Here is a 20,758-nt window from a genome sequence, read left to right on the forward strand (position 1 = left end):
TTCTGCCTCACAATCTTATCGCGCGGCCGGTGCGCACGCTTTCGTCGGCGGCGAGGCAGACCTTCAGCGACTGCACCGCATCCTCCATGTGGCGGGAGAGATCGATATCCTCGCGGATCGCCTTCAGGAGGAAATCCTGCTCGCGCTCGCAGAGCTCCTGGTGGCCGGGTTCGCCCTCCATGCGCAGAATCTCGTCGGGTGCCGCGAAGCGGCCGTCCGCCCCGCGCGCGGCGCGGTGAACCCGGATCGTGGCGGTCTTCGTGTGAGTGTCGATGTCGTCGGATTTCGCGCCCTCGTCCATCACGATGGAGACGCTGCCCTTGGGCGACATGATATCCTTCACGAAGAAGGCAGTCTCGGAGATCATCGGCCCCCAGGCAGCCTCGTACCAGCCGACTGAGCCGTCCTCGAACAGAACCTGCAGGTGACCGTAATTGTACATGTCGGGCTTGATCTCGTCCGACAGGCGCAGGCCCATGCCGCGCACCTCGACGGGCTTGGCGTCGGTGATCTGGCACATCACGTCCACGTAGTGCACCCCGCAATCGACGATGGGCGAGGTGGTCTCCATCAGCCGGCGGTGCGTCTGCCAACTGGGCCCGCTCGACTGCTGGTTCAGGTTCATGCGGAAGACGTAGGGGCCGCCCAGCGTGCGCGCCTCGGCAATGAGCTTCTGCCAGGACGGATGGTGGCGCAGGATGTAGCCGATGACGAGCTTGCGCCCGTTCGCCTTCGCGGCGGCGACGACGCGCTCGGCATCCTTCACCGTGGTCGCCAGCGGCTTTTCCAAGAAAACATGCGCGCCGGCCTCCAGCGCCATCACGGCATAATCGGCGTGGCTGTCGGAATAGGTGTTGATGGAGGCGACGTCCGGCCGCTCCCGCTTCAGCACCTCCTCGAAGGAGCGCTCCACCGTATAGCCTGAAAGCTCGCCATCGAGATCAACGGGCGAGCGGTTGACCAAGGCGGCGATCTCGAAGCCCGGATTGCGGTGATAGGCGAGCGCGTGGCTGCGGCCCATGTTCCCGAGGCCGGCCACGACGACGCTCAACCGTTTCTCGCTCATTTGACGGCTCCTGCTGTGATCCCGCGGATGAGCTGGCGGGAGAAGATCAGATAGAGGATGAGAACTGGCAGGATCGCCAGCGAGAGGGCGGCGAGCACCGCATTCCAGTTGGTGACGAACTGGCCGATGAAGACCTGGGCGCCGAGCGTGATCGTCTTGGTGGCTTCGGAGGGAGCAAGGATCAGCGGGAACCAGAGGTCGTTCCAGATCGGGATCATGGTGAAGACGGCCACGGTCGCCATGGCCGGGCGCACCAGCGGCAGGACGAGGCGGAAGAAGATCGTGTATTCGGAAAGACCGTCGATGCGGCCGGCGTTCTTCAGGTCGTCCGAGACTTGGCGTACGAATTCCGACAGGATGAAGACGGCAAGCGGCAGGCCCTGCGCCGTATAGACGAGGATCAGCGCCGTCAGCGTGTTGACGAGCCCGCTCGCCACCATGAGCTGCAGGATCGCCACCGTGCCCAGCCGGATCGGGATCATGATGCCGAGCGCAAGATACAGGCCCATCAGCGAATTGCCGCGGAAACGGTACTCGGCGAGCGCAAAGGCGGCCATGGCACCGAACAGGAGCACGCAGAAAAGCGAGACCACCGTCACGATCAGGCTGTTCTGGAAGTAGAGGAAGAAATCGCCCTGCGCGAGCACGGTCTCGTAGCCGACCAGGCTGAAGGTCTCAGCGTCCGGAAGGGCAAGCGGAGAGCGGAAGATGCCCTGCCGCGTCTTGAACGAGTTAATGATGATGATGACGACCGGGAACAGCGCTATCGCCGTGTAGGCGATGAGAGCGGCATGGGCCGCAACGCTGCGCCAGGGAGAGGTGCGTGCGCGGCTCATGGTGTGAGACCTCGCGAACCGCGGTGCCCCTCACCCCCCTCTGTCCTGCCGGGCATCTCCCCTTCAAGGGGGGAGATCAGCCGGCCGTGAACATGGCACCTAACCGACGACATCAAAGATTGGCGAAAGCCTTGAAGGAAGCCAATTTCCCCCCTTGAGGGGGAGATGCCCGGCAGGGCAGAGGGGGTGCGGAGGGGCTCCTGCCTATCCGATATGTCGTCATAAAAGCCGTCATTCTCCGCCCCTCAAAACTGATGCCGACGCAGGCGCGTCTGGATGGCGAACAGATAGAGGCACACGCCTGCCAGGATGATGAAGAACATCATCGAGGCGATCGTTGCGCCCATGTTCGGATCGCCGAGCTGGAGCTGGAAGCCGAAGAAGGTGCGATAGAGGAAGGTGCCGAGGATATCGGTCGAGAAGTTCGGGCCGGCCATGGCGCCCTGGCTCGCATAGATCAGGTCGAAGGCGTTGAAGTTGCCGACGAAGGTCAAGACCGAGATGATGCCGATCGAAGGCAGGATCAGCGGCAGCTTGATCTTCCAAAACTGGGACATGCCGGTGATGCCGTCGCATTCGGCCGCTTCCAGGATCTCGTCGGGAATTGCGAGCAGCGCGGCATAGATGAGCATCATCGGGATGCCGACGAACTGCCAGACGGAGATAAGTCCGAGGGTGGTGAGCGCATATTCCTCCTTGCCGAGCCACGGTTCGAACAGGCTTTTCAGCCCCACGAAATCGAGGAGGCTTGGAGCGACTCCCCAGATGGGGCTCAGGATGAGCTTCCAGACGAAGCCGACGATGACAAAGGAGAGGATCGTCGGCACGAAGATCGCCGTGCGGTAGAAGCCGCGCAGCCTGAGCCGCGGATTGGACAGAAGGGCGGCGAGCAGGATGCCGATCGGGTTCTGCACGGCCATGTGGATGATGAAGAACCAGACATTGTTCCACAGGGCGTTCCAGAAGCTCGCCGACCAGCGCGGATCGCCGAGCAGCGTGCGGAAGTTTTCGAGCCCCACGAAGACCTGGCCTTCCTGCGCGGCGCGGAAGAGCGAGAATTGCAGCGTGCCAAAGAGCGGCAGGATCATCACGACCGTGTAGACAAGCACGGCCGGCGCCAGGAAAACGGCGATGTGCCAGCGTACCGGCTTTTTGGCTGCCGCCATTCGTCCCCCTCGCTGTTCTGGGATGGCGGGACCGCCGTGAGGCGGCCCCTAGGCCCGGCCTATTGCTGCTGCGGCTCGTACCAGCTCGCGAGGCCCTCCTGCAGGCGCTGCGCTGCCTCCTCCGGCGTCTCGGTGCCGTTGATCACGTTGGCGGAAGCAGTCCAGGTCTCGTTCTCCAGATTGGGCGTGCCGCGCGACAGGATCTGGTAGGTCGAGCGGATGGTCGGCTCGCACTTCTCGCGCCAGGAGACGAATTCCTGCGCCAGCGGGTCCTCCATCTCGACCGGCGTTTCAGACAGCGAGAAGAAGCCCGGCAGGGCGTTGGCGTAGATCGTCGCGAACTCGTCCGAGGCGACCCAGGAGAGGAAGGTCTTTGCCGCTTCGGCATTGGGGCTCGCGGCATTGAGGCCGATCGCGATGTCCGTGTGGTCGGAGATGTAGCAGGTGTCGCCCGCGTTCTTCACCGGCGGCGGGAAGGCGCCCATCTCGAAATCGGCCTGCTCGTTGAAGACCGAGATTTCCCAGGAACCGGCAGGATAGATGGCCGCGCGGCCGAGGGTGAAAAGGTTCTGGCTGTCGGGATAGGACTGCGCCTCGAAGCCGTCGCCCAGATAGTCCTTCCAGCGCGCCAGCGTCTCGAAGGGCTCGACCCACTGCGGATCGGTCAGCTTCTGCTCGCCCTTGATGAGCGCCAGCCGGCCTTTCTCGCCCTTCCAGTAATTCGGGCCGATATTCTGGTAGCCCATGGTGGCGGCCTCCCACAGGTCCTTCGTGCCCATGGCCATGGGAATATAGGTGCCGTCCTCCTTGATCTTGTCGAGGAGGGCGAAGAACTCGTCCTCGGTCTCAGCCACTTCGAGACCCAGTTCCTCGAAGGCTTCCTTGTTGTAGATGAAGCCGTGGATTACCGATGCCATGGGCACGCAGAACGTGGCCGAGCCGTCATCCGTCTGCCACGCCGATTTGGCGACGTCGGAGAAGTTTTCCATGCCCGGCAGGTCGGTGAGATCGGCAAGCTGGCCCTTGTTGTAGAGTTCCAGGGAGGCGTCGAAGGGGCGGCAGGTGATGAGGTCGCCGGCCGAGCCGGCATCCAGCTTGGCGTTCAGCGCGGCGTTGTATTCCGTCGGCGCGGAGGGCGAGAACACGACCTTGATGCCGGGATTGGCCTCCTCGAAGGCGGGGATGAGTTGCTCCTGCCAGATGGCGAGATCGTCGTTGCGCCAGCTTTCGATGGTCAGCGTCACGTCCTGGGCCGATGCCGTGCCCGCCGTGCCGGCGAGCACGCTGGATGCGGCCAGGATCGTTATCAATTGCCTGTTCTTCATGACATTCTCCCTCATGGCTGAGCGCCAACTTCCCTCATTGTTATCCCGGCGTCGATCGTGAGGCTGGAGGTCGGGCGACGGCCATCCACTGCCGCGCAGCGAGGGCTAAGGGCCTGTATCTGCTCGGAAACTGGCTGCCGTTCAGTCCGCCACCCTCGCTCTTCCATCTTCCGGTTGCGGCCATGTAAGAACATTCCGTCGCGCTTTTCCAGCACCAAAATTAAACGATTGAACGATACGCGGCCGTGGGGGAGATTTCCGGGCGGTGCCGGGCAGGCACAGCGCGGGCTTTTGTGGAACAGGCGAATCTTGATGAACCTCGTGGCTGTCGATGGCGGTGGAACAGGGTGCCGGGCGGCGGTGGCCGATCTGGCGGGCAGCGTGCTCGGCCGCGGAGAAAGCGGCCCCGCCAATGTGTTGACCGATCTCGAGGGCACGCGCCTCCATATCCTGGAGGCGGTGGAGCGGGCGTTCGATCAGGCCGGGCTGGAGCCGGCGCTTTCGGCCTGCAAGGCCGTGCTTGCGCTCGCGGGGGTCAATGTCGGCACGGCCGGCGAGGCGCTTCGGCAGCAATTGCCGTTTGAAGAAAGCATCGTCGAGTGGGATGCGACGGCGGCCGTGCGGGGCGCCCTCGGCGGGCATGACGGGGCGGTCGCCATCATCGGCACCGGATCGATCTTCGGCGCGAAGACCGGCAGCGCCATCAGCATCGTCGGTGGTTGGGGATTCCTGCTCGGTGACCAGGCGAGCGGCGCGAGGCTGGGCCGGGCGCTTCTGGAAGACACCTTGCTTGCGCATGACCGAATCATTCCCGGCTCGCCCCTGACGGAGGCGGTGCTTGCCCGTTTCGGCGGCGATCCAGGCGAGATCGTCGTTTTTGGCCAACGCGCCCGCCCGGGAGATATCGGCGCCTTCGCACCGGATATCTTCGCCCATGCCGCCGAAGGCGATGCGGTCGCCGGGCGAATCATCGCCAATGCCGTGGGCTGGATAGAAGCCTCGCTTGCGGCCGTGATGCCCGAGGGATGCGACCGGCTCTGCCTGATCGGCGGGCTGGGCCAGCCTTACGCGCCCTATCTGGGTGAGGGACTCCGGGCCTTGCTCCACCCGCCGCAGGGGAACGCCCTCGATGGTGCGATAGCGATGGCGGTGGAAAAATTCGGGCGGGGGTGAAATGCTCGAGAGGCGCGATTTCCTATCTTCTTCGGTCAACACAACACTGCGTCAAAAATATTGAGGCACACCACCTGTTGACATCGGCTTCGCCTCAGCTACTAAATCTTGCCATCACGGTGCTGTCGAGTCGTTCGGGTCGAGAGCTAAGAGGGAAGCCGGTGCGAGACCGGCGCTGCCCCCGCAACTGTAAGCAGCGAGTTGCTGTCGCGTAATGCCACTGGGGCCATGAGGGCTCCGGGAAGGCCTGACAGCGGCGATGACCTGCAAGCCAGGAGACCTGCCGTGATGAGCTTTTGAACGTCCACGGGCGGGGTGTCCCGGCGGTGCGCTTGGTTGCGGCAGTCCATACTGCCGCCGTCCGGCCTGCATCCCGAAAAATCCCGTCTTCCTATTCCACGGGGGTTTTTTTCGATGTCGGCGACTGCCACTCACCATTCGAACGGAACGGCCGAGATGCCGCTCCAGATGTCCGAAAGGGCCGAGCCCGGCTCAAGGCATTCCTATCGCGTCATCCGCCGCAACGGTTCGGTCACGCCGTTCGATCCGGGCAAGATCAGCCTGGCGCTGACCAGGGCCTTCCTCGCCGTGGAAGGCTCCACGGCGGCGGGCTCGCGCCGGGTGCACGAGGTGGTGGAGGAACTCGCCGATCAGGTGGTCGCGGCGCTCACCCGCCGCGGAGAGGCGGGCCGCACCTTCCATATCGAGGAGATCCAGGATCAGGTGGAGCTTGCGCTGATGCGCAGCGGCCACCACAAGATCGCCCGCGCCTATGTGCTCTATCGTGAGGCGCGGGCGCGCGAGCGGCAGGCGAGTCGCGCGGTTGAAACCGCGCAGCCCACCCTGAATGTCACGCTGGAAGACGGTGCCAAGGCGCCGCTCGACGAGGCGCGGCTCGCTGCAATCGTCGCGGAAGCCTGCGAGGGACTGGAGGCGGTCTCAGCCGAGGCGATCCTGTCCGAGGCGCGGCGCAATCTCTATGACGGCATCACGCTGGACGAGCTTTCGCTGGCGCCGATCCTCGCGGCGCGCACGCTGGTGGAGACGGAGCCGAACTACAGCCAGGTGAGCGCGCGGCTGCTTCTCGACAAGCTGCGCCGCGAGGCGCTGACCTTCGTGGAAGGCCGGCCCGCCCTGGCGACCCAAGCCGAGATGGCGAAGCGTTATCCCGACTATTTCGAGGGCTTCATCACGGCCGGTATCGAGGCGGAGATGATCGACCCCGAGCTCGGCCGCTTCGACCTGAAGAAGATCAGTGCCGCGCTCAAGCCGGAACGCGACCTGCAGTTCCAATATCTAGGGCTCCAGACGCTCTATGACCGCTACTTCCTGCACAAGGACGAGGTCCGCTTCGAGCTGCCGCAGGCCTTCTTCATGCGCGTGGCCATGGGATTGGCCGTGCGCGAGATCGACCGCGAGGCGAGGGCGATCGAGTTTTACGACCTCATCTCCTCCTTCGATTTCATGTGCTCGACGCCGACGCTCTTCAACGCCGGCACGCTGCGCCCGCAGCTTTCCTCCTGTTTCCTGACCACCGTTTCCGACGATCTCGATGGCATTTTCAAAGCCGTCAAGGACAATGCGCTCCTGGCAAAATACTCCGGCGGGCTCGGCAACGACTGGACGCCGGTGCGCGGGCTGGGAGCCCGCATCAAGGGTACCAATGGCAAGAGCCAGGGCATCGTCCCCTTCCTGAAGGTGGCGAACGACACGGCGATTGCCGTCAACCAGGGCGGCAAGCGAAAGGGCGCGGTGTGCGCTTATCTCGAAACCTGGCACGTGGACATCGAGGAGTTCCTCGACCTCCGCAAGAACACGGGCGACGACCGCCGCCGCACGCATGACATGAACACGGCCAACTGGGTGCCGGACCTCTTCATGGAGCGCGTGGAAGCAGACGGGGAGTGGACGCTGTTCTCGCCCAACGAGACGCCGGACCTGCACGACCTCTACGGGCCAGCCTTCAAGGCGGCTTATGAAGAATACGAGGCGAAGGGGGCGCGCGGCGAGATCCGCGTGTACAAGAAGGTGCGCGCGGTGGAACTGTGGCGGCGCATGCTCACCATGCTCTTCGAGACGGGGCATCCCTGGATTACTTTCAAGGACCCGTGCAACCTCCGCTCGCCGCAACGGCATGCAGGCGTGGTGCATTCCTCCAATCTCTGCACGGAGATCACGCTCAACACGTCGAAGGACGAGGTGGCGGTGTGCAATCTCGGCTCCGTCAATCTCGCCGCGCATGTGGGCGAGAAGGGGCTCGACATGGAGAAGCTCGCGCGAACGGTCTCGACCGCGATGCGCATGCTCGACAATGTTGTCGACATCAACTTCTATACGATCCCCGAGGCGCGGCGCTCGAACCTGCGCCATCGGCCGGTGGGGCTCGGCCTCATGGGCTTCCAGGACGCACTGCAGACGCTGAGATTGCCTTATGCGTCAGAGGCGGCGGTGGAGTTCGCCGACCGCTCGATGGAGGCGATCGCCTACCATGCCATCTCCGCCTCGGTCGATCTGGCGGAGGAGCGCGGGGCCTATGCGAGCTTCCAGGGCTCGCTCTGGTCGAAGGGCGTGCTGCCCATCGATTCTGTCGGCTATGTGGCCGAATCCCGCGGCTTCGACGGGATGGACCGGACGACGACGCTCGATTGGGACGGCCTGCGTGCCAGGGTGGTGGAGCACGGCATGCGCAACTCCAACACGATGGCGATCGCGCCGACGGCGACCATCTCGAATATCTGCGGGGTAAGCCAGTCGATCGAGCCCGCCTACCAGAACCTGTTCGTGAAATCGAACATGTCCGGTGATTTCACCGTGGTGAACGCCACGCTCGTGCGCGACCTCAAGGCGCGCGGGCTGTGGGACGAGGTGATGGTCTCGGACCTGAAATACTACGATGGCTCGCTAGGCCAGATCGACCGTGTGCCGGACGACCTGAAGGCGCTCTACGCCACGGCCTTCGAGATCGATACGGCCTGGCTGATCGAGGCCGCCTCGCGCCGGCAGAAGTGGATCGACCAAGCCCAATCGCTTAACCTCTACATCGCCAATCCGTCGGGCAAGAAGCTTGACGAGCTCTATCGGCTGGCATGGCGGAAGGGGCTGAAGACCACCTACTACCTGCGCTCGCGCTCGGCGACCCATGTGGAGAAATCGACACTCAAGCGTTCGGACGGCAAGCTCAATGCTGTAGCGGTCACGCCGCAGCCGGCCTTCGATCTGGACGGGGTGAAGGCCTGCGCTATCGACGATCCCGAATGCGAGGCGTGCCAGTAGGCTAGGTTGCGCCCGTCACACCCCCTCTGGCCTGCCGGCCATCTCCCCCTCGAGGGGGAGATTAGGCCGGCCGCCTGCTCCACCGCGTGTTCTGCGACGTGAATAATGGGCGAAAGCGGTCGCGACGGCTGATCTCCCCCTTGAGGGGGAGATGCCGGCAGGGCAGAGGGGGTGTCCGGCGCGGGGCCCTGCTTTTTCGAGTGACGTCGTTCGATTTTAAGATTCTGGAGAATGAAATGCTGACCTGGAACGAACCGAACACCATGCCTTCTCAACCAAACCCCAGCGAAGCCGACGCCACGGGCCTTGGCACCATCGACCGGGGGGCCGGGCGCGTGTCAGTGGACGACAAGCGCATGATCAATGCGCGGGCGGACGTGAACCAGCTCCTGCCGCTCAAATATCGCTGGGCGTGGGAGAAATACCTGTCGGGCTGCAACAATCACTGGATGCCGACGGAAGTCTCCATGCAAGCCGACATCGCGCTATGGAAGTCCACCGACGGGCTGACGGAGGACGAGCGGCGCATGGTGAAGCGCAATCTCGGCTTCTTCGCGGCTTCCGAATCGCTGGTGGCCAACAACATCGTGCTCGCCATCTACCGTCACCTGACGAATCCCGAATGCCGGCAGTATCTGCTGCGCCAGGCATTCGAGGAGGCGGTGCACACGCACACCTTCCAATACATCGTGGAAAGCCTCGGCCTCGAGGAGGGCGAGCTCTTCAACATGTATCGCGAGGTGCCGTCCATCACCGACAAAGCCGCCTGGGCGCTGGAATACACGCGCCATCTCGACGATCCGAATTTCCACACTGGCACGCCGGAAGCCGACCAGTCCTTCCTGCGCGATCTCGTGGCCTTCTACGTCGTGTTCGAGGGCATGTGGTTCTACACCGGTTTTGCGCAGATCCTCTCGCTCGGCCGGCGCAACAAGATGGTGGGCATCGCCGAGCAGTACCAGTACATCCTGCGTGACGAGTCCATCCACTTGAATTTCGGCATCGACGTCATCAACCAGATCAAGCACGAGAACCCGCATCTGTGGACGGCCGCGTTCCAGGATGAGGTGCGCAGCATGCTGAAGGAGGCTGCGGAGCTTGAGGCGAGCTACGGCCGGGATACGATGCCGCGCGGCTTCCTGGGCCTCAATGCGGCGCTGTGCGAGCAGTACATGCATTTCATCGCCAACCGCCGCTGCGCCCAGCTCGGGCTCTCACCGGTCTTCGCGGAGACGGAGAACCCGTTCCCCTGGATGTCGGAGGCGATGGATCTGAAGAAGGAGAAGAACTTCTTCGAGACGCGGGTGATCGAGTACCAGAACGGCGGTGCGCTGAGCTGGGACTGACGACCGGTGGTGCGCCGGTCCTTCAGGACTGACGTTCCGATCTCGGTTGCTGCGGGAACGTCTCCTGCAATGGCTGCGTTCTGCCTGAAAGCAGGTCGCAGCCATGGCCGGACGGCGCACAGGACAACCACCCGAGAAAACAGGATCATCGAGCGGCCTTGCGGCGCCTCTTCCGCCCATGGAAGCGAAATCGGTGGCGGTGCTGCCGGAGGAATCGGGCTGGGAATTCGAGCCGAAATGGGACGGTTTCCGCTGCCTCGCCCACCGCTCGGGCGAGGAGATCGAGCTTTACGCCAAGTCCGGCAAGCCGCTCGGGCGCTACTTTCCGGAGGTGGTCGAAATCATTCGGTCGCTGCCTGGCGATCATTTCGTTTTGGACGGCGAGCTCGTCATTCCCACGGGCGGGACGTTGTCCTTCGATGCGCTGCAACTGAGGCTGCATCCGGCTGAAAGCCGCATCCGCAGGCTCGCGCGCGAGACGCCCGCGATCCTCATCCTCTTCGACATGCCGATGAAGCCCGGCGGCGAAAGCCTGACGGATGCGCCGCTGACCGTGCGGCGGGCTGCGTTGGAGCGCTTCGTTGCCGAAGTCCCCACCCCCGGCATACGGCTCTCGCCCTATACCCGCGACCGGGCGGAGGCAGAGGCGTGGCTTGCGCGCGCCGGTGGCGCGCTCGACGGTGTCATCGCCAAGCGGCTCGATGGCCCCTATGAGAGCGGTGAGCGCGCCATGCTCAAGGTCAAGCGCATCCGCTCCGCCGACTGCGTGGTGGGTGGCTTCCGCTACGGCAAGGACAGCGAACTCGTCGGCTCTCTCCTGCTTGGGCTCTTCGACGAAGAGGGGAGACTCAATCATGTGGGCTTCACCTCCATGATCAGCAATGAGGAGCGGCCGTCGCTCACGCGGAGGCTGGAAAGGCTCAAGGGCCCGCCGGGTTTCACCGGTCGCGCGCCGGGCGGGCCCAGCCGCTGGTCCAACGCGCGCAGCAGTGAATGGGAGCCGCTCAGGCACGACCTAGTCGTGGAGGTCGCCTATGATCAGGTGACCGGAGACCGCTTCCGCCACGGCACGCGGTTTCTGCGCTGGCGGCCGGACAAGGCCCCGCATCAATGCACCTTCGAGCAGATCGAACGGGAGGCGCATCCGGGCAGGCTCATAAAGGACGTGATCGACTGAGGCGGAGGCGGGAGACTACCCCACGAGAGTATCATAGACCAGTTTTGCGGCCAGAAAGCCGAGCAGGATCAGGATCGCCCGGTCGAAGCTCTCCTTCGACAGCCGTTTCGCCAGTGCGGCGCCCACCGGCATGAAGGCCAGGATCGGCAGCAGCGCCGACAGGCTGATCAGCGCCCCATGGGCCGAGAAGATGCCGAGATAGCCGAGGGAGGCGATCTGCAGCACCGTCATGGAGACGAAGAGAAAGGAGATGGTGGCGATGAAGATGGGCCGCTCCAGGCGCATGGCGCTGAGGAACGTGATGGATGCCGGCGCGGAGAGGCCTGCCGCACCTTGCAGAAGCCCCGCCGCGAGCCCGGCGGGAATGCTGAGCCTGCTCGCAAGAGGATAGGCGATCTTCCAGTCCGGCCGTGCGAGGCGGAGCGCGATATAGGCGAAGACGGCGCCGGCCACGAAAAGCGAAAGCACGTCGTGCGACAGGAAGGCGAGCATGAGCGTGCCGAGGAGCACACCCAGCGCTCCCGCACCCGCAAAGCCGAACACGAAAGAGGCCGGCAGCAGGTGGCGCCGGAAATGCCATGCCTGCCAGAGATTTGTGAGCAGGTTCGGCATCAACATCACCACGACCGCGAACCTGACATCGAAGATCATGGCGAGCGCGGGTACGGCAAGCACCGGCGCGCCGGCTCCCGTCGCCCCCTTCAGGATGCCGCCGGCCGCCAGGCAGGCGAAGATGATGGCAAGCTGTGTCGGCTCCAATGTCACCGCGGTTTCCGTCCTGAATGGAAAAGGCCCGAAGCGGAAAAACCGGTTCGTCGCCGGAAAAATGGCAGTCGCAGTTGGCTCTATACCGCTAGGCCGTTGACGGCAACGCCTATGCCCTCCGCAGCGGTATTGCCTCGCATTTTTCAGTATACAGAATGGCGTGGAAGCCCGAGAGCCGTTTGCCTGGTCAGGCGGATGCGGCGGCGCCGGAGGACAGAGGGTGCAAACGCTGTACGTTGCAGGCCGTACATGTTGGAAATCCGGCATTTCTCATCGACATCTGGCGCGAAAAGGCCGGATTCTGGCGCATTCCGCATGGCGCCGGCCGGATGCCCTCCTATATTGTATGGTGATTGACACCGGCCGACCGAGGTGCCAGATTGTATACCAATGGAATGCATCGTGGAGGAGCATGCCTGATGCAGTTGAGGAGCGACCAATGCTGATGACCCAGGAAAGAAGGGCCGACCGGAAGGCGGCCCTTGCGAGGCTGCTCGGAACCTATTCCGTGGAGGTCACCGCGCGCGACACGAGATCGCTCGAGGAGGTGATGCACATCCTGCCGTCCGGCACGGAGGTGTTCGTCGCTAACCTGCCGAACGAAAGCGCCGAGGTGCTCGTCAAGGCGGCGGCACGCCTGCAGGGGGCGGGGCTCACGCCCGTTCCCCATATCGTGGCCCGCAATATTGCGGGCCGGGGCGACCTTGAGCACATGCTGGCGGGCCTTTCGGCCGAAGCGGGCGTGGATCGGGCGCTGGTGCTGGGCGGCGATCGTGACCGGCCGGCGGGCGAATTCGACGCCGCGCTCCAGATCATCGAAAGCGGGCTTCTCGAGAAGAACGGCATCCGCCGCATCGCGATGGCCTGCTATCCGGAAGGCCATCCGCGGATTTCCGACGCGGTGCTCAAATCCGCGCTGAAGGCCAAGCTCGATGCGGCGCGAAAGGCGGGGCTCGATACGCTGCTCGTGAGCCAGTTCCTGTTCGATCCGCAACCGATCGTCGACTTCGCTTCGGCGTTGCGGAAGGCCGGCATCGAAGCCCCGCTGCGCGTGGGCGTCGCCGGCCCGGCCGACCGCACCAAGCTCATCAAATATGCGCTGCGCTGCGGCGTGGGCGCCTCTTTGCGCGTGCTGCGCGAACGGGGCGAACTGGCGCGCAACGTGCTCTCGGGCGAGACGCCGGACGAATTGCTCGGTGCGGTAGCGCTCGCCCAGATGGACGATCCGGCCCTCGGCATTTCCGGTGCGCATTTCTTCACATTCGGCGATCCCGCGCGCTCGGCGCGCTGGGCGGAAGAGCAGCGGCGCGGGGCGGAATGAGCCCCGCACGCCAGCGCCGAAGCAAATTCTCGGATCCAAGAGCAACACCCTGACGGGAGGAAAACAGTGACAGCGAAGAACCTGGAAGAGAAACTGCAGGGCGCGGGCAACATCGTAGAGATGCTGCGCAACTCGCAGATCGGCGCTTATGTCTATCCGGTCGTGCCGGCGGAGTTCACCAACTGGCGCGACGAGCAGGCAGCGTGGCGCAAGACCGCTGTGCTCTTCGACCAGTCGCACCACATGGCGGAACTGATGATCGAAGGGCCGGACGCGCTGAAGCTCCTGTCCTATCTCGGCATCAACAGCTTCGCCAATTTCCCCGTCAACAAGGCCAAGCAGTTCGTCCCCGTGAGCCATGACGGGCATGTGATCGGCGACGTGATCCTGTTCCACCTCGATGAGAACCAGTATCTGATCGTCGGCCGCGCGCCGACCATCAACTGGGTGCAGTTCCACGGCGAGACGGGCGGCTACGACGTGAAGCTCGACCGCGACGACCGCTCGCCTTCGCGGCCCTTGGGCAAGCCGGTGGTGCGCCGGCGCTACCGCTACCAGATCCAGGGCCCCAATGCCTGGAAAATCCTGGAAAAGCTCAATGGCGGGCCGCTGCCGGAAGTGAAGTTCTTCACCATGGGCACGATTCAGATCGGCGGACGCACGGTGCGCTGCCTGCGTCACGGCATGTCCGGCGAGCCGGGGCTGGAGATCTGGGGGCCCTATGAGGAGGGCGAGGAGATCCGCTCCATCATCCTGGAGCAGGGGGCGGAGTTCGGCATCGTACCGGTGGGCTCGCGCGCCTATGCCACCAACACGCTGGAGTCCGGCTGGATTCCCTCGCCGCTGCCCGCCGTCTACACGGGCGAGAAGATGAAGGCCTATCGCGAATGGCTGCCGGCCGACAGCTATGAGGCCACGGGATCGATCGGCGGCAGCTTCGTCTCCGACAACATCGAAGACTACTATGTGACCCCCTATGAGATCGGCTACGGGCCCTTCGTGAAGTTCGACCACGACTTCATCGGGCGCGAGGCGCTGGAGAAGATCGCCGACAGGCCGCACCGCAGGAAAGTGACCTTCGCCTGGAATGCGGACGATGTCGCCAGGGTGTTCCGCTCCATGGTGGAGCCGGGCATCGAGAACTACAAATATATCGACCTGCCGCTCTCGAACTATGCCTCGGCCAATTACGACAAGGTGACGAAGAACGGGAAAACCGTCGGCTTCTCCATGTTTGCAGGCTACAGCTTCAACGAGCGCTCGATGCTTTCGCTTGGCACCGTCGATCCGGACACCCAGGTGGGCGACGTGCTCACCCTGGTCTGGGGCGAGGAGAATGGTGGAACCAGGAAAACCACCGTGGAGCCGCACAAGCAGACCGAGATCCGCGTCAAGGTCTCGCCCGTGCCTTATTCGCGGGATGCGCGCGAGGCCTATGCCGAGAGCTGGCGCACCAAGCAGGCTGTCTGAGCCTGCCGGCACTTCTTTCCCGTCCGCCTGCGCAGGGGGGAGGCGGTTATGGGAGTGGCGCCAATCCCCTTTGCCGCCTTCCTCGGAGAGGCGGCAAAGGGGTATTTCATACGTGGCACCCTGCCGACTCGCAGGGATCGATGTTCGCGATAGTGCTTGACAAACAATTGTATACGGAAGGTATTCTTCACCCGTGGGGCGATCCGGAAAACGGACATGGGGGCCGGGATTGAGGCTTTGAACCGATGAAGCGGGCGACGGACAGGAAGCGGGACAGCCAGACCTTCAAGGCGCTTCTGGGTGTGCGCGATCTCGTGCTGGGCGGGGATGTGGCCCCCGGCGAGCGGCTTTCGGAGGCAAGTCTTGCCGACAGGCTCGGCATCTCCCGTACTCCGCTCAGGGCAGCCCTTGCGCGGCTCGAGCAGGAGGGGCTGCTCGAGCAGATCCCTTCGGGCGGCTACGCGGTTCGCAGCTTCTCCATGGCCGATGTGTTCGACGCCATCGAACTGCGCGGCGTGATGGAGGGAACCGCTGCGCGTCTGGCCGCCGAGCGCGGCGTGGCGCCGGCCAAGCTGAAAGCGATCAAGCAGCTCGTGACCGAACTCGACAAGTGTTTCCGCGACCGGCTCGAGGACATGCTCTTCGACCAGTATGTCGAGCTTAACGGCGAGTTTCACGTCTCTCTTGCCGTGCTCTCCGGCAGCGAGATGATGCGCCGCGAGGTGGAGCGGGCGACCAGGCTGCCCTTCGCCTCACCGAGCGCCTTCCTGGAGAAGCAGGAAGACGTGCTGGCGTTCCGGCTCTCGCTCGTCAGGGCGCAATGGCAACACAAGGAGATCGTTTCCGCCATCGAGATGCGCGAAGGAAGCCGCGCCGAAGCGCTGGCGCGCGAGCATGCGCGGCTTGCGCGGCAGAACATGGAATTCGTGCTGGACGAGGACCGCAGCCTGATGTCCCGCGTGCCGGGCCTGGCGCTCGTCTCGGCGTGACGCTTGTTCGGTTTTGCTTCCGGTGCGGGCCGGAATCAGATCAAAAGGCGGCTCGAGACAGACCGCCCATACAGGAGTGGAGGAAACCATGATCACGAGAAGATTGCTGATTGCCGCATCGGCAGCCGGGATTGCCGCTTCGGTGCTGGCGGCTGCGCCGTCCTATGCGCAGGAGACGGTCAAGGTGGGACTCATCCTGCCCATGACCGGGCCGTTCGCCTCGACGGGCCGGCAGGTGGAAGCCGGAGCGCGAACCTATATGGCGATGCATGGCGATACCGTCGCGGGCAAGAAGATCGAGCTTGTCGTGCGCGATGATGCGGGCACGGCTGACCAAACGCGCCGCATCGCGCAGGAACTCATCGTCAATGACGGCGTGAGCGTCCTGGGCGGGTTCGGGCTTACGCCGCTTGCCCTTTCGGTGGCGCCCGTGATCACCCAGGCCAAGGTGCCGGCCGTCATCATGGCGGCCGCCACGGCCTCGATCACCGAGCAGTCGGATTACTATACACGAACCAGCTTCACGCTGCCGCAGGCAGCCGTGCCGGTGGCCACCTGGGCGACCGAGAACGACATCAAGCGCGTTGTCACCCTCGTGACCGACTATGGGCCGGGGATCGACGCGGAAACCTGGTTCACTAAAGAGTTCACGGAAAAGGGCGGGGAGATCGTGGAAGCGGTGCGCGTGCCGCTGCAGAACCCGGACTTCGCGCCCTACCTGCAGCGCGTGCGCGACGCGGACCCCGATGCCATCTTCGTCTTCCTGCCTTCGGGCGTCGGCTCGCTCTTCATGAAGCAGTTCGCCGATCGCGGCCTGGCCGATGCGGGCATCAAGCTGATCGCCACGGGCGACGTGACGGATGACGACATCCTGAACGAGATGGGCAAGCCGGCGCTCGGCACCATCACCGGCCAGCATTACTCGGCCGCTCATGACAGCCCGGAAAACAACGCCTATGTCGACGCCTACAAGGCGGCCTATCCCGACATGCGCCCGAACTTCATGTCGGTCGGCGGTTATGACGGCATGCACCTGATCTACGCCGCGCTGGAGAAGACCAGCGGCGACACCAGCGGAGACGCGCTGATGGAAGCCATCAAGGGGCTATCCTGGACAAGCCCGCGCGGGCCTGTCTCCATCGATCCGGAGACGCGCGATATCATCCAGAACATCTATATGCGCGAAGTGAAGGAAGTGGATGGCGAGCTCTACAATGTCGAGTTCGCGACCTACGAGGCGGTGAAGGATCCGGCCAAAGCTTCCGGCGAGTAAGAAAACATGCCATTCATGGCGGCGGGGGAGCAGCTTCCCCGCCGTATTCTTATAAGGGCCGGGCGGTGTCATGCTGACCATTCTCTTTGACGGCATTGCCTACGGGATGCTGCTCTTCATCATCGCCGTCGGCCTCTCGATCACCCTGGGGTTGATGAACTTCATCAATCTCGCCCATGGCGCCTTCGCCATGGCGGGCGGCTACATCACCGTCGTGCTGATGAACCGTTACGGCGTCTCCTTCTATCTCTGCCTGCCGATCGCCTTCCTGGTGGTCGCGGCCGCGGGGGGGGTGCTGGAGCGCACGCTCTATCGCCGGCTTTATGCCGCGCCGCATCTCGACCAGGTGCTGTTCTCCATCGGCCTCGTCTTCATGTCCGTGGCGGCGGTGCAGTATTTCATGGGCGGCCAGCAGCAGCTCATCCATCTTCCGCCGGAGCTGAGCGGTAGAACGGAGATCTTCGGCGTCGGTGTCGGCCGGTATCGGCTGTTCATCACGGCCGTCTGCGCCATTCTCGTTATTGCCCTGCAGCTTGCGCTCTCGAAGACGCGTTTCGGCAGCCAGCTCCGCGCCGCCGTGGATGACGGACGCGTCGCGCGCGGTCTCGGCATCAATGTCTCGGCCGTATTCGCGCTTACCTTCGCCGTGGGCTCCGGCCTCGCCGGGCTCGGCGGGGCCATGGGGGCGGAGGTGCTGGGTCTCGATCCGAACTTTCCGCTCAAATTCATGGTCTACTTCCTCATCGTCGTGACCGTCGGGGGCACCTCCTCGATCACCGGGCCTTTCGCCGCCGCCCTTCTGCTCGGCATCGCCGACGTGGCCGGAAAATATTACGTGCCGGAGATCGGTGCGTTTGTCATCTACGCGGTCATGGTGATCATGCTGGTATTGCGGCCGCACGGCCTCTTTGCGCGTGAGGGCAGCCGATGACGGCGGCGGACGAAACCTCGGCGGTTCTTTCTCCGGATGCGCCCGAACATCTGGCGCAGGCTCAATTGCGCCGACGCGGTGCCTGGCGCGCTTACGAGATTGCGCTGTGGCTCACCGCAGTCGCGCTGATCTTCGTTCTGCCGTCCAAGGCGCTGCTCTTGACGGAGGTCGCCATCCTGGCGCTCTTCGCCGTCTCGCTGGACCTTATCCTCGGGTATGCCGGCATCGTCTCACTGGGGCACGGCGCCTTCTTCGGCCTCGGTGCCTATGTGGCGGGGCTTTTCGCCCGGCACTATTTCGCCGAGCCCGTCACGGGGCTGCTTGTCGCCGGCGTCGCGAGCGGTCTCCTCGGCTTCGTGACGAGCTTCCTCGTGCTGCGCGGCTCCGATCTCACGCGGCTGATGACGACGCTCGGAATCGCATTGATGCTGGCGGAGCTGGCCAACCAGATGGCCTGGCTCACCGGAGGGGCGGACGGCCTCACCGGCTTCACGGTCGGGCCTATCCTCGGTCTCTTCCCGTTCGACCTCTGGGGCAGGACCGGCTACATCTATTCGCTGGCCGTGCTCTTCCTTGCCACCTGGGCGGCGCGGCGGCTCGCAAACGCGCCCTTCGGCCTGTCGCTGCAGGCCATCAAGGCCAATCGCGTGCGCGCCGCCATGGTGGGCGTGCCGGCCAGGAGCCGCATCGTCGCTGTCTATACCATCGCCGCCGTCTATGCGGGCTTCGCCGGCGCGCTGCTCACGCAGACCACCAGCTTCGTGTCGCCGGACGTGCTCGCCTTCCACCGCTCGGCGGATGTGCTCCTGGTGCTGGTGCTCGGCGGGGTGGGCTATCTCTATGGCGGCATCATCGGTGCCATCGTCTTTACGCTCCTGCGCGATTGGCTCTCCGTCATCACGCCGCAATACTGGATGTTCTGGATCGGCCTCGTGCTCGTCGTCATCGTCATGGTCGGCCGTGAAAACCTCGCACGCTGGCAGACCTTCCTGCCGCTCCCGACACAGGAGACGCTGAAGCGCGTGGCCGGTCTTCGCGCCGGCGCGAAGCGCGGAGACGGTCGATGAGCCCGGTGCTTGAGACACGCAACCTGGTGAAACGCTTCGGCGGCTTCGTCGCCACCAACGACGTCTCCCTGTCGGTGGAGCGCGGTGCCCGGCATGCCCTGATCGGCCCCAACGGCGCGGGGAAGACGACGCTCATCAATCTCCTGACGGGAGTTTTGACGCCGTCATCCGGCCGCGTGATCCTGGACGGCGAGGACATCACCGCCCTTCCGGCCCACCAGCGCGTCCGCCGTGGCCTTACGCGCACCTTCCAGGTCAACCAGCTCTTTCCGGAGTTCACGCCGCTGGAATCGGTGGTCCTGGTCATCAATGAACGCGAGCAACTGGGCGGCTCCGCCTGGAAGCCGATCGCCGCTCACGCGCACGTGGCCGGGGAAGCCGCCGGGCTCCTGGAGACGTTCGGCCTCGCCGACGTGATGGGGGAGCCCACCAGGCGCCTGCCTTACGGCAAGCAGCGGCTGCTTGAGATCGCGCTCGCCTTTGCCGCCAATCCGCGCGTGCTGCTGCTCGACGAGCCGGCTGCCGGCGTTCCGGAGGAGGAGCGGCATGAGGTGCTCGCCACCGTGCGGGCGCTTCCGTCCGACGTGACCGTCGTTCTCATCGAGCACGACATGGACCTGGTCTTTTCCTTCGCGGAACGCATTTCGGTGCTGGTCTCCGGCGCGCTCTTCACGGAAGGCGCGGTGGCCGAGATCGCCGCCGATCCCCGCGTGAAGGCCATCTATCTCGGCGAGGATGCGTGATGGCGGAGCTTCTGCGCCTTGAAAAGCTTGTCGCCGGCTATGGCGAGGCGCGTGTCCTCTCCGACATCGACCTCGTGCTGGGGGAAGGGCAGTCGCTGGCTCTGCTGGGCCGTAACGGGACCGGCAAGACCACCCTGGTCGACACCATCGCCGGCGTGACGACCCATCACTCGGGCAGCATCCGTTTCGCGGGTAGCGACATCACGCGGATGAGGCCGGAGCGGCGTGCAGCCGCCGGCATCGGCTGGGTGCCGCAGGAGCGCAACATATTCCGGTCGCTCACCGTCGAGGAAAACCTGACCGCCATCGCCCGGCCCGGCGCCTGGAATCCGAACCGGGCCTATACCATGTTCCCGCGCCTGAAGGAGCGGCGCGGCAATCTCGGCAGCCATCTCTCCGGCGGTGAGCAGCAGATGCTGGCCATCGCCCGCGCGCTGATGCTGAACCCCAAACTGCTCCTCCTCGACGAGCCTTTGGAAGGTCTCGCGCCCGTCATCGTCGACGAGTTGCTGGCCGTCCTGCGCAAAATCGTCACCGACGAGGGCATGTCGGCCATTATCATCGAGCAAAAGGCGCGAAAAGTGCTGCCGCTGACCGACCGCTCCATCATACTCGATCGCGGAGCGATCGTCTGGGAGGGCGAGAGCGCCGCCCTCCTGGCCGACACCGATGCGATGGACCGCCATCTGGGCGTCGCGGGTGGGAAGGTGCAACGCGCAGGGTAGCGCGATTCTCCGCGACGGGTGAAAGCGGTTCGCGGGAGCCGTTGTTCTCCGGATCGGCCGGTCCGATCTTCCGGTTCAATTCAATTGGTTGCACGGCATCTGCGCCGCGCGA

General features: G+C 64.4%; 17 protein-coding genes and 1 riboswitch. Of the genes, 12 read left to right on the plus strand and 5 right to left on the minus strand.

Translation table 11 applies throughout. The features are described 5' to 3' along the window. Positions 1-7: 7 nt before the first annotated feature. The 4 genes from PVE73_RS05375 to PVE73_RS05390 form a co-directional block, all read right to left on the minus strand. A complete protein-coding gene (locus PVE73_RS05375; RefSeq protein ID WP_277365956.1) occupies positions 8-1,066 on the minus strand; it encodes a Gfo/Idh/MocA family oxidoreductase in 1,059 nt (352 codons plus the stop codon). After that, the gene (locus PVE73_RS05380; RefSeq protein ID WP_277365957.1) at positions 1,063-1,902 is read right to left on the minus strand and encodes a carbohydrate ABC transporter permease; all 840 of its coding nucleotides are present in this window, start codon (positions 1,900-1,902) and stop codon (positions 1,063-1,065) included. The genes PVE73_RS05375 and PVE73_RS05380 overlap by 4 nt, the downstream gene beginning before the upstream one ends. Positions 1,903-2,147: 245 nt before the next feature. Further along, positions 2,148-3,068, minus strand: coding sequence for a sugar ABC transporter permease (locus tag PVE73_RS05385; protein ID WP_277365958.1), 921 nt, complete (start codon positions 3,066-3,068; stop codon positions 2,148-2,150). A gap of 59 nt (positions 3,069-3,127) precedes the next feature. After that, a complete protein-coding gene (locus tag PVE73_RS05390; RefSeq protein ID WP_277365959.1) occupies positions 3,128-4,393 on the minus strand; it encodes an ABC transporter substrate-binding protein in 1,266 nt (421 codons plus the stop codon). 312 nt (positions 4,394-4,705) lie between these two features. Here PVE73_RS05390 and PVE73_RS05395 point away from each other — a divergent pair, with 312 nt between their 5' ends. The 4 genes from PVE73_RS05395 (at position 4,706) to PVE73_RS05410 (ending at position 11,362) form a co-directional block, all read left to right on the plus strand. Continuing rightward, positions 4,706-5,566: a BadF/BadG/BcrA/BcrD ATPase family protein gene (locus PVE73_RS05395; RefSeq protein WP_277365960.1), complete on the plus strand. Its 861-nt coding sequence runs from the start codon at positions 4,706-4,708 to the stop codon at positions 5,564-5,566. Between the two features lie 100 nt (positions 5,567-5,666). Beyond that, positions 5,667-5,869: riboswitch (cobalamin riboswitch) on the plus strand. Between the two features lie 153 nt (positions 5,870-6,022). Continuing rightward, positions 6,023-8,839: a ribonucleoside-diphosphate reductase subunit alpha gene (locus PVE73_RS05400; protein WP_277365961.1), complete on the plus strand. Its 2,817-nt coding sequence runs from the start codon at positions 6,023-6,025 to the stop codon at positions 8,837-8,839. Between the two features lie 236 nt (positions 8,840-9,075). Next, on the plus strand, positions 9,076-10,185 hold the full coding sequence (locus PVE73_RS05405) for a ribonucleotide-diphosphate reductase subunit beta (protein WP_277365962.1): 1,110 nt from the start codon (positions 9,076-9,078) through the stop codon (positions 10,183-10,185). 103 nt (positions 10,186-10,288) lie between these two features. Further along, complete coding sequence (locus PVE73_RS05410) at positions 10,289-11,362, plus strand: ATP-dependent DNA ligase (RefSeq protein ID WP_277365963.1); 1,074 nt, start codon at positions 10,289-10,291, stop codon at positions 11,360-11,362. Positions 11,363-11,377: 15 nt separating this feature from the next. On the opposite strand, the gene PVE73_RS05415 is transcribed toward PVE73_RS05410, so the two are convergent. Continuing rightward, positions 11,378-12,127, minus strand: coding sequence for a sulfite exporter TauE/SafE family protein (locus PVE73_RS05415; RefSeq protein ID WP_277365964.1), 750 nt, complete (start codon positions 12,125-12,127; stop codon positions 11,378-11,380). Between the two features lie 439 nt (positions 12,128-12,566). On the opposite strand from PVE73_RS05415, the gene PVE73_RS05420 reads away from it, so the two are divergent. The 8 genes from PVE73_RS05420 to PVE73_RS05455 all read left to right on the plus strand — a co-directional run bounded on the left by PVE73_RS05420 (position 12,567) and on the right by PVE73_RS05455 (position 20,646). Next, positions 12,567-13,448, plus strand: a complete 882-nt coding sequence (locus tag PVE73_RS05420) for a methylenetetrahydrofolate reductase (RefSeq protein ID WP_277365965.1) — start codon at positions 12,567-12,569, stop codon at positions 13,446-13,448. Between the two features lie 66 nt (positions 13,449-13,514). After that, positions 13,515-14,918, plus strand: a complete 1,404-nt coding sequence (locus PVE73_RS05425) for an aminomethyltransferase family protein (protein WP_277365966.1) — start codon at positions 13,515-13,517, stop codon at positions 14,916-14,918. Positions 14,919-15,163: 245 nt separating this feature from the next. Then, on the plus strand, positions 15,164-15,907 hold the full coding sequence (locus tag PVE73_RS05430) for a GntR family transcriptional regulator (RefSeq protein ID WP_277365967.1): 744 nt from the start codon (positions 15,164-15,166) through the stop codon (positions 15,905-15,907). Positions 15,908-15,995: 88 nt separating this feature from the next. Beyond that, positions 15,996-17,180 carry an ABC transporter substrate-binding protein gene (locus PVE73_RS05435; protein ID WP_277365968.1) on the plus strand — a complete coding sequence of 395 codons (1,185 nt, stop codon included), beginning with the start codon at positions 15,996-15,998 and terminating at the stop codon, positions 17,178-17,180. Between the two features lie 70 nt (positions 17,181-17,250). Next, entirely contained in the window at positions 17,251-18,111 is an 861-nt protein-coding gene (locus PVE73_RS05440) for a branched-chain amino acid ABC transporter permease (protein ID WP_277365969.1), read from the plus strand. Further along, a complete protein-coding gene (locus tag PVE73_RS05445) occupies positions 18,108-19,178 on the plus strand; it encodes a branched-chain amino acid ABC transporter permease (RefSeq protein ID WP_277365970.1) in 1,071 nt (356 codons plus the stop codon). The genes PVE73_RS05440 and PVE73_RS05445 overlap by 4 nt, the downstream gene beginning before the upstream one ends. Next, the gene (locus PVE73_RS05450) at positions 19,175-19,921 is read left to right on the plus strand and encodes an ABC transporter ATP-binding protein (RefSeq protein WP_277365971.1); all 747 of its coding nucleotides are present in this window, start codon (positions 19,175-19,177) and stop codon (positions 19,919-19,921) included. Before PVE73_RS05445 ends, PVE73_RS05450 begins: the two co-directional genes overlap by 4 nt. Continuing rightward, positions 19,921-20,646: an ABC transporter ATP-binding protein gene (locus PVE73_RS05455; protein ID WP_277365972.1), complete on the plus strand. Its 726-nt coding sequence runs from the start codon at positions 19,921-19,923 to the stop codon at positions 20,644-20,646. The genes PVE73_RS05450 and PVE73_RS05455 overlap by 1 nt, the downstream gene beginning before the upstream one ends. Positions 20,647-20,758: the final 112 nt, after the last annotated feature.

This window comes from Chelativorans sp. AA-79, from assembly GCF_029457495.1.
Taxonomy (GTDB): Bacteria; Pseudomonadota; Alphaproteobacteria; order Rhizobiales; family Rhizobiaceae; genus Chelativorans.